The following is an 8418-nucleotide window of genomic DNA, read 5'->3' as shown; positions in this document are numbered from 1 at the left end:
GCCTAATATAATCTTGATTTTGCACTTCCCCGGATTCAATTTTTTTATAAATATCTAATATTTCTTTTTTATCGCTAGACAAAGCCAAGTTATTTAACGGGATTTTCGTATCTTCTAAATCCAGAGTGCTGATTTCTGCTCTCATTATCTCACCTCCTAATACGGAAGTTCGACATTTAGGGAGTTTTTCCCTTCTGGCATTTCACCCTGGAACAAAACTGTGCAGTCCCCTCCCAGTGCCCCCATATACATCCCTTACACTTAGCCGGCTGCTGAGGCGGATCTTTTAAGTTCCTCTGCTGTTGCTTCTTCTTCAAATCAATTCCCCCAATATAAAAAAGCCGCCCAATTAATGAGCGACTTCGGAATATGTATTCAGTTCAATGTGCAAACAATCTGATCTATAGAACGGCGTCCGCTCCGCATCCGCAGCAAATGCGCTACGCTCTTTGCTTAAAATCTTTACGTACTTTGTTACAAAGGAGAACAAGAACATTTTACATTGCTGCTTAAATCAGAGTCAAAATCACCAAACGTGATAATGAGTATAATACGCCTCAAGTTCCCTCTAATTCTCTAGTTTACTCACTAATTAATTATTATTCTAACTATGTCGATAGTTGGGCGAACGATATTCCTTCCCTAGAATATGACAATAGGACTAGTATTATTGTAATCAAATGTAGAAAGAAGGGGTTTTATGGGTACTTATTCCCGGTTTTAAGAGTCTCTACAGCTGAAATGAATGCATATGGTTCTTTGTCTGATGAAACAAAGTCTTTTATCGTACCTATCTTAGAGTCAAAAAAAATCACTCCTCCCAGAGTAAGTACTTGGTGGGCTACCTTCAATACATTAGGGAGCTATTTGTACGGAAAATTTTTATCCATTCCTCTTCTCCCCCTTATACCTAAATGTGTAGGGTCTATGCCCCCTTATAAGTTAAGTACCAGACCTGTGTCGGCCTCCGCTACGCTAAGCTGATTCGGTCGCTACGGAGGCCTGCGGCCCAACAGCAGCATATTCCTGCTTACACCATTCCTCGTATTTGGCATATGCCCGGCTCATTTCTTCTTGACTGCCATCTTCCAGTTCTAAACAAAACTCGCTGTGCCAGAAATCCAACCTGAAGCATTCTTTCGGCGCGGGATCGAACGGAAAGTCTGCATCTTCTGGTAGCTCCTCTCCACGCTTTCCGCAGTCCCAGTGTATTGATAGAGTAGAACCGTAGTCTCCATATTCGCAATCATCAATGATGTGATGGCAATTAAAACAGGAGTGTTGTTGTGTCATTGGTTATCTCCTTCCTCAATCTCAATTTTTCGCATCCACTCAGAAACGATGTAGTGCCTTAACAATTGTTTTGCAGTTTCTGGGTCAATTGCATCGACATAATGCTTTAAGTCCTTCGGTGACCAGCCTGTTCCATCAGTGTCCAAAAACTGCGTTCTGATCTCTTCCACCTTTTCCAGATAACCACGCAGCATAGATTCAAGCACGATCTATTCGCCCTCCTTGGGTGCTGGGGTATCTGGGTAAAGGGTGCGGTCCCGGGGTGTTTGGGTCATTGGTGGTTTACCTCCTCTCGGTATTTTCCTTCGATTCTTCTAGCCTTAGCTGCAAGTTGAAACGATTTCTTAATTTTCCTGCCCGATCATAATCTCCCTTGAGAGATGCTCGTTTTGATCTTGTTTCCCAAAGCCCGGCCCTGTTAAGTAATTTCCCTACCTCTCGCAATGGGTCCATACGGTTATATCCTCCTTGTTATAGGGGAGAGCCGATATACGGCCCCCGCCTCCGGCTAGGTTTATTCAGTCGATTGGTGGCCTATCGGCCTAGTGCGTCATGTTTACGTACTGTGCATCATCTAACGGAACTATTTCTGTCAAAAGAAAATAAGTACTAGACTGAGGAAATAAAGTACTAGACTGTCAAGGGTATTAACGGACAGTTTAGCATTGTGCTAATTGATATAGTGCAGGGGAGCGTTTGTTTGCTATTATTTTACAGATGAACAATTTTGATTGGAGGACGTTAAATGGAAATCGCCTTAGAGCTTATGGAAAGCATGTTAGTAAAGTTCAGGTCAGAGAAGAAATGGACACTCCAAGCGATTGAACAGTTGTCTGAAGAGGATATTACTTCCTCCCCGACACCGGATAGTAACAGCATCGCAAACTTAGTCGCTCATATAAGAGGTGCAGTGCACTCACGAATTGAAACCATTCTTCTGAATGTCCCTGACACAAGAGACAGAGACCAGGAATTTGAGAAAGGGCTAATGATGTCTAAAGAAGAAGCGATAACAAAGACCAGAGTCTCTTTTGATATTCTAATAGATTATCTTGAGCAGCTTAGGTCCACTCCTGAGTTACTAATGTCCCAACCCTTTCTTAATCTTCCGCCCCTTACATACAGCCAGGTGAACAACGAGACAACGGCTTTGAATCTTATCGTGGCAATGTTTAGAGAGATCCATTTTCATACAGGTCAAATTATCTATGCTGCAAAAATTAGAAAAGGGCAGCTTACCTGGAACTATGATTAACAAAATATAAGATGGATTCCGCAAACAAACGGGGAACGTTAATTCAATAAACCAACAGTAGTCTAGGACTTTATTTTTCAGGTTTAAGACAGCAGTTGGTTTTTATATTGGAACCTTCAAAACGAGCTCTTTTGGAATTCGCTAGTGAGCAGTATGCGTCTACTCTTTCTTTGGGAGAGTAGGGTTACTCCTACTCCCTTATGTGTGCTATATCCTCGAAATGTGATTTACCTCATGTTATCTTTCATGTATTCTGTTCTACATGGAGGTGGAAATTTGGTTACTTATAAACAAATTGCTGAGTATATTAAAAAGGAATATGGCTATACCGCTCAAACTTGTTGGATTGCACATATGAAAGAATTGTGTGGACTAATTCCTAAAAACCCTTCTAGAGTCAAACCATGTTCACCTAACAAACAGAAAGATTTCATAGAATATGATTTAGTTACTCTGCTTAGCTAAAGCCGCTAAGCCTTTTTTTGTTACTGCGCGCTATATCTTCGTACTGTTCATCAAATCCACTTTTGCTCGCTAAGCGTTTCTTAATTGATACAGTGAAATCAATAGATAAAAAAGTAGGACCTATTGGAACACAGTGCCCAATATAATAATTTAGAAGCGAAGAAAGGACAGTATATACATGGAAGATGTATCTAATGTAGAAAAATTGGAATCAATAAGATCTTTGCAATCTACAATCAAAAAACTCGAGAACGCCTTGTCCCAGATGACTCAAAATGGCGCTAGTACTACCCTAGTAAAGAAACGACTTAATGCTGTTTACATCGGCTTAGCTATTCTAGAAAAAGTCTGGAATCAAAAACCTCATCAATACACACATGAAGATTTAGTAGAGGCCCGCAAAGTTTTTATTGGTTTAACCCCATCAGTTGAGAACAGTTATGCTAAGTCAAAGATCGGTAGTCCACAAAGAACGCTTTTAGAAAGAAGACTTAAAGCGTTGGAACTAGTTGTTCAAGCGATTAACGAACTATAGTCTAATAACCTGAAAGCGATAGGAGAAACGTAACCTGCTTTCTTCGCAGTATGCGTCAACGGTCCGGTACTCTCGTACTGTTCAAATCTCGGTCGAATGAATAGCACTCAGCAACCTCGCAACTTGAAAATATTAACATTTAATTATAAAATCAAACAAAGGCGGTGTTAACAATGAACTTAGTACAATTCATGTTGATTGGAGTAGGCGGGATTTTCTATCTCACATTAGGAATCATCATTGTCAAGGTATCACTTACAAGAAAATTACCAAGTAATAATTACACTATTTCGTTATCAAAACAACCTTCTCTTCCCTAATGTGCAATTTGCGTCTATTGTCCGGTATCTTCGTAATTTTATTATGAGAAGGGTTAGACTAATATAATTTTTATATACTTATTACCGGTTACTAAGATGTGTAATCAATGAAAGGATTTGATGAATGTGGAATCGACTAATTTCAAAGTTATACCTGAACAACTGAAAGGTAGGACGATTGAAGATCTCGCCATCACTACTAATGCTGTGGTTATTAAATTTACTGATGGTACTTTTTTAGATATCTATCTAGATGAGGCTGCACAAACATTAAAGACATCAACAAACAAGTTGGATAGTTAACTCAACCCTTTACATTTAGATATCATTTTCCAGCTTCCTCCTTCACAGTTTGTGTCTCCTCTTCCTTTGGGAGAGGAGGATACTCCTACTCCCTTAATGATCTGGTTCGGCTCCCGCGTTGCTGGGTTATTCAGTCGGATGGTGGCCAGCCAGACGGCCCTAATGCATCATTTCTTCGTACTGCGCAACAGCTGCAGACTTTCACTAAGCACTAATTTCTTAGATATGGTATTATTTAGGGAAAAATGATGAGGTGACCTTGATGAGTAAATATAAACGCTCAGATAAAATTATCATTTCCTCTCTTCTGGGACTGGCCGTTCTGTTTATCATCGCTTTCTTCATAATTCGATATATCTTCTTAAATGTTCCATTCGCTCCGTAAGGGGCTCTTTATTGTGTGAATTTTATTGAATCCTGCACTGTATACGTCTACTGTCCGTTAATTTGTTGTATCGTTATATATGCCGCCTCTGCCCTCTCTCGGGGGGTGGCGTTTAACATGTTTGCAACGTCATAGTTTGTCCAGTGTATTACTGTCGACATTTTATCTTGCATAACATCCGCCATGTTCTCAACAAATTGAAGTGGATCTACCTCTATAGCCTTTGCCTGTACCTCTAAGAGGCAGCAGGGTCAGTGCAGTAGTCTGGAGCATCAGCTCAAGCTTCGCTTTCATTATCACGTCCTATTTGCTACCTTCCTTCCAGCGGTTCAACCAAAACCCAGTAGTGTGCGCTTCTCCAAAACTCTGGATTTTCATCGACAACTGTATACCCCATAACCTTTACTTGTGTTATGGCTGTGTCTCCCCTTCCTCGTCCTTAATCCGTGCCATCTCCAACTTGTACTGCTCTTTAAAAAAGGAGTTGTGTCGTGCATTGCGCACGTTAGGGTGACGATTAATGAGATATTCGGGTCCAGCATAGTCAATACTCATCTGGGGACTGCTCCACCATGATTGAGTAGATACCCCTCTGCCGTCCGTGAATTCGGAGAAGTAACCCCTATCGCGGGATTTTGCCTTCCACATTTTAAAATTGAGTCAAGGCATCTGTCTTCTTCCCTTCCGGAAACTCATCCCATGTTCTCCCGTCCAGTTGCCGACCTGCAGCCTGCTTACCGATCCGGCAGACGGATGTGTCAGGGTCGAAGTTATACCAGGGCTTGCCCTTAAATCCCTGGCTCATTGCAGAGTAGGGCATGAGCCTCTTTCTGCGGCGACTGGCTGGTGTTGATCCGGCGGATCTCGTCATAGCTGAAGCCGATATCAATAATGAATCCGATGTTGTCCAGCATCTCTGCCGGTACTCCAGCCCCTGCAGTTCCATCACCGCCCGGCGGGCCGCCTGCTTGACGGGAATAATCGGGGCATCATCCCGGCTGCACCCTCAATCTCCCCGGTTACGGGTCCAGCGTGCTGCAGTATACTGGCATCTGGAAACGCTGATAGTCTGTATGAATGTACCCCATCAGCATTTCCTCCAGCCCGCACTCCATGCTGCTGTGATGGGTGATAAGAAACGGAGTCGTATTCCCGCAGGCCTTCTGCCACTGCTGCCACCAGGCAACCTGTTCATGAATGAACTGAGGCCCGGCTTCGGTGTCCGAAAATATGATGTAGTCATAATGGATAATTTCTTGAAGGTGCTGCTCCACAGGTGTGAGGACTGCGTGCCGCCACCGAAGGAAAGAACATGGTATATGCGATCCCGGCCGAGTACAGGGTAGGGGTCATGGGTTCGAACCCCATCCGTCCTATACGTGAAAAGCCTTGGTTATCAAGGCTTTTTCCTTTTGTCAGAATGTTGGCATAGAGACTCTACTTATATAATGGTGCCATTTGGGTGTCCTCTAGTAGACTAAAGTAAAAGTGGTGCCGATTTTGGCACCACTTATTTATTATCCCTCCAGCCATTTTAGAAAGACATCCTGAGATACCTTGATCATTCGGCCAACACGTACGATATGAAATTGATTGGAGTTAAGGAGTTCATAGGTTTCCCTTTCTCCGATATCTACAATTTGCTGGATATCCTATGCACAAAAAAATAGCTACCCCGAAGGATAGCTATCAATTAAACACTACTGATGATTTTGATTCTCTCACAAGTTGACAAACTTTTTTAATTCCGCTTTTTGACATCGTGCAATATTTTGAATCCTTCGTCCGTTCTCGCTCGAAGTAAGCGACCTTCAATAAGTCATTGATTTCCACGATGTTCTGGATATTTATACTATTATTGCGATCAGCCAAGTAGAAAGTATACCCTGACGCATTTAACACCCTTGTCCAATATTTAAGCGTGCCGGTTGTGTAAAATACAGAGTCTAAAGTGTGCAATAGTATGGTGCTTGACGAACTATTAGTACCAAGGAATATTATATCATCCCCTCTTACAGGCACGAGCCCTGATCGACCTTCTACATCTTTAGTTGCGCTTATAGTACACATACTTACCTCCAACTATTTCAGCAGTTCATCAGGCACTTCTGGCTGATTGATATATACGATACTAGCAGTCGTAGTAACAAGAATTGTAGCCACCGCCAAAAGAGTAGATGCCAACTTGTAAACAGTTTTACGGTGTAAATTAATCATAATGATTTAACCCCCCTCCAAGAAATTAACAAACTAATGGATTGAGCAAGGAAACTAGCTGCGATCACAGGGGAACAAAGTACGATATTAGATACAATCAACGCCGCTGCAATAATCTTAAGTTTTGTCCAGTGACGCTTTGGAATCCGGGTCTGCCGCTCTATTCCAATAGGAGCCAGCCATAAAACAAGTGTGAGGCTCACCACGTTCATTATCTCGACATACATGTTGCTTACATTCACATAGGATAAGAGTGTAAATAACAAAGTGGTAAACAATACACATGCCGTCCCAGATTTGAGATGCATACCACCTGATACTTGTCGCAGTAATGCGAAGGAAATCAATATCAGCCCAACTTCAGCCGTTCGTCCAGTGAACAGTGATACTACAAGGGTCAGTAAAATGATGAATGATACATTGAGAATCACAGCAATAGCAAACTTAAGCACCGCATGAGAAGCTGGATGATCCGATACTGTATTCTTAATCCCAGTTGCCAATCTTGTAGAAATAGCGTCAATCAATGTCTTCCTCTGCCTCCTTGTGAACTGCATAGTAGAGTAAAAATACCATCACTGCAGCAAAAAAAAGTATGTTGACAAGCAAATCGTTATAATAAAACACCACCGAAACGAAGACCAGGAAGATGCTAATTAGCATGATCATCAGCACATCCTCAAATTTAAAGCGTAATCGCTCAAAATCGAACTTGAATCCCCAGCCAATTTTATAAAGCCATATTGAGAGCAGTATGATTATAAATCCGCTTGCAAACTGCAGCAAATACCCGTCCGAAATATCTTTCTGAGCAATTGCGATTGATCCGAACAATAGCTTTGCCAGACCCGTTTGTAGAAACGCATAGACCACGTAACCCAGTACTGTAACAATCACCGACCAAATCAATGGTATTCTTACAACCACTGTAAAAAAGACGGCAAATAGCAAAATAGTTATCAATGGGACGAGATACGAAAGTGAAAACTCATTTCTCATTATGTAACTCTGTAGATTGATTAATAACACCATGAACAAGGCCTGCCAAATGTAACTTTGGAATCTAAACCGGAATAGCGACATTATTAGACAATATACAGAAATTGTCTCAATCGTCGAAAACACCATATATCCAAAAGGCTCCCAGGACATAACTACACCGCCTACACAGTAATCTTTCGATATAATTATATATCCTTAGACCTAATCTCGTATAGCAATATTTCCCTGTATTTGATAGACTTTTTTTGTTATAAATTATCATTTCAGGGGGTATTGGTGCGATTGGAAGCATGGGAAAAGATAAGGAGGCCGCTGAGGAAAAGGCTAAGAAGGCTAGGACTTTAAATGCCTTGATAATCTCCGGCGGCCGCCGCCCGTCGGGTGTCAATTTTTGAGATAGGGTCAAAAATAAGGGGTTCAATAATTTATAGGCGGGCATCTGCAGGAACGCCGCAGGGGAGAGCATAACAGGCAGCGTTCTCTTGTTCCTAGAGTGGCAGCATTACCGGAACCGTGTAAGAATCGAAGCAACCGGTATGTCTCATGAGCTACAGAGAAGGACAAGGTGAGTCGGGGGCGGTTAGAACTGGTTACTGCCTTATTGATTTCCTAATAAATTTATACATTTATATCAAATTTATGA

Annotated in this window: 14 protein-coding genes; 4 read left to right on the top strand and 10 right to left on the bottom strand. The window is 41.8% G+C overall.

Annotated features, from left to right (window positions below):
• Nucleotides 1-975 precede the first annotated feature (975 nt).
• Both A3842_RS05350 and A3842_RS05345 read right to left on the bottom strand, forming a co-directional pair.
• Entirely contained in the window at nt 976-1293 is a 318-nt protein-coding gene (locus A3842_RS05350) for a hypothetical protein (protein WP_074100702.1), read from the bottom strand.
• Complete coding sequence (locus A3842_RS05345) at nt 1290-1499, bottom strand: hypothetical protein (RefSeq protein ID WP_074100701.1); 210 nt, start codon at nt 1497-1499, stop codon at nt 1290-1292. Before A3842_RS05345 ends, A3842_RS05350 begins: the two co-directional genes overlap by 4 nt.
• A 539-nt stretch (nt 1500-2038) precedes the next feature.
• Between A3842_RS05345 and A3842_RS05340 the strand changes: the two genes are divergently transcribed.
• The 4 genes from A3842_RS05340 (at nt 2039) to A3842_RS32385 (ending at nt 4171) form a co-directional block, all read left to right on the top strand.
• Nucleotides 2039-2548, top strand: coding sequence for a DUF1572 family protein (locus A3842_RS05340; protein ID WP_074100700.1), 510 nt, complete (start codon nt 2039-2041; stop codon nt 2546-2548).
• A gap of 276 nt (nt 2549-2824) precedes the next feature.
• Nucleotides 2825-3013 (top strand): helix-turn-helix domain-containing protein, encoded by a 189-nt coding sequence (locus A3842_RS05335; protein WP_074100699.1) that lies wholly within the window; start codon nt 2825-2827, stop codon nt 3011-3013.
• A gap of 178 nt (nt 3014-3191) precedes the next feature.
• Complete coding sequence (locus A3842_RS05330; RefSeq protein WP_074100698.1) at nt 3192-3548, top strand: hypothetical protein; 357 nt, start codon at nt 3192-3194, stop codon at nt 3546-3548.
• Between the two features lie 440 nt (nt 3549-3988).
• Complete coding sequence (locus A3842_RS32385; protein ID WP_074100697.1) at nt 3989-4171, top strand: hypothetical protein; 183 nt, start codon at nt 3989-3991, stop codon at nt 4169-4171.
• Nucleotides 4172-4967: 796 nt separating this feature from the next.
• Here A3842_RS32385 and A3842_RS05320 read toward each other — a convergent pair.
• From A3842_RS05320 to A3842_RS05295, 8 genes are all read right to left on the bottom strand, one after another.
• Nucleotides 4968-5204, bottom strand: a complete 237-nt coding sequence (locus A3842_RS05320; protein WP_256701530.1) for a hypothetical protein — start codon at nt 5202-5204, stop codon at nt 4968-4970.
• Between the two features lies 1 nt (nt 5205).
• A complete protein-coding gene (locus A3842_RS32380) occupies nt 5206-5361 on the bottom strand; it encodes a hypothetical protein (protein WP_178382296.1) in 156 nt (51 codons plus the stop codon).
• On the bottom strand, nt 5345-5470 hold the full coding sequence (locus tag A3842_RS33205) for a hypothetical protein (protein ID WP_256701529.1): 126 nt from the start codon (nt 5468-5470) through the stop codon (nt 5345-5347). The genes A3842_RS32380 and A3842_RS33205 overlap by 17 nt, the downstream gene beginning before the upstream one ends.
• A 105-nt stretch (nt 5471-5575) precedes the next feature.
• A complete protein-coding gene (locus A3842_RS05315) occupies nt 5576-5830 on the bottom strand; it encodes a hypothetical protein (RefSeq protein ID WP_074100696.1) in 255 nt (84 codons plus the stop codon).
• 415 nt (nt 5831-6245) lie between these two features.
• On the bottom strand, nt 6246-6626 hold the full coding sequence (locus tag A3842_RS33710) for a LytTR family transcriptional regulator DNA-binding domain-containing protein (protein ID WP_074100695.1): 381 nt from the start codon (nt 6624-6626) through the stop codon (nt 6246-6248).
• Nucleotides 6627-6638: 12 nt separating this feature from the next.
• Nucleotides 6639-6773, bottom strand: a complete 135-nt coding sequence (locus A3842_RS05305) for a cyclic lactone autoinducer peptide (RefSeq protein ID WP_083609489.1) — start codon at nt 6771-6773, stop codon at nt 6639-6641.
• On the bottom strand, nt 6770-7300 hold the full coding sequence (locus A3842_RS05300) for an accessory gene regulator B family protein (protein WP_074100694.1): 531 nt from the start codon (nt 7298-7300) through the stop codon (nt 6770-6772). The genes A3842_RS05305 and A3842_RS05300 overlap by 4 nt, the downstream gene beginning before the upstream one ends.
• Entirely contained in the window at nt 7293-7736 is a 444-nt protein-coding gene (locus tag A3842_RS05295) for a hypothetical protein (protein WP_143186167.1), read from the bottom strand. The genes A3842_RS05300 and A3842_RS05295 overlap by 8 nt, the downstream gene beginning before the upstream one ends.
• Between the last annotated feature and the right edge of the window lie 682 nt (nt 7737-8418).

Source organism: Paenibacillus sp. P3E, assembly GCF_001909045.1.
In the GTDB taxonomy this organism is placed as follows: domain Bacteria; phylum Bacillota; class Bacilli; order Paenibacillales; family Paenibacillaceae; genus Paenibacillus_AQ; species Paenibacillus_AQ helianthi.
Note: the sequence above shows the minus strand (reverse complement) of the source record. Positions and strands in the feature narration are given on the sequence as shown.

Excerpts from the sequence above, each read along its gene's own strand:
- A3842_RS05350 (WP_074100702.1), bottom strand. The coding sequence starts at position 1,293 with ATGACACAACAACACTCCTGTTTTAATTGCCATCACATCATTGATGAT.
- A3842_RS05340 (WP_074100700.1), top strand. The coding sequence starts at position 2,039 with ATGGAAATCGCCTTAGAGCTTATGGAAAGCATGTTAGTAAAGTTCAGG.
- A3842_RS05330 (WP_074100698.1), top strand. The coding sequence starts at position 3,192 with ATGGAAGATGTATCTAATGTAGAAAAATTGGAATCAATAAGATCTTTG.
- A3842_RS32385 (WP_074100697.1), top strand. The coding sequence starts at position 3,989 with ATGAATGTGGAATCGACTAATTTCAAAGTTATACCTGAACAACTGAAA.
- A3842_RS05320 (WP_256701530.1), bottom strand. The coding sequence starts at position 5,204 with ATGTGGAAGGCAAAATCCCGCGATAGGGGTTACTTCTCCGAATTCACG.
- A3842_RS32380 (WP_178382296.1), bottom strand. The coding sequence starts at position 5,361 with ATGAGCCAGGGATTTAAGGGCAAGCCCTGGTATAACTTCGACCCTGAC.
- A3842_RS33205 (WP_256701529.1), bottom strand. The coding sequence starts at position 5,470 with ATGCTGGACAACATCGGATTCATTATTGATATCGGCTTCAGCTATGAC.
- A3842_RS33710 (WP_074100695.1), bottom strand. The coding sequence starts at position 6,626 with ATGTGTACTATAAGCGCAACTAAAGATGTAGAAGGTCGATCAGGGCTC.
- A3842_RS05305 (WP_083609489.1), bottom strand. The coding sequence starts at position 6,773 with ATGATTAATTTACACCGTAAAACTGTTTACAAGTTGGCATCTACTCTT.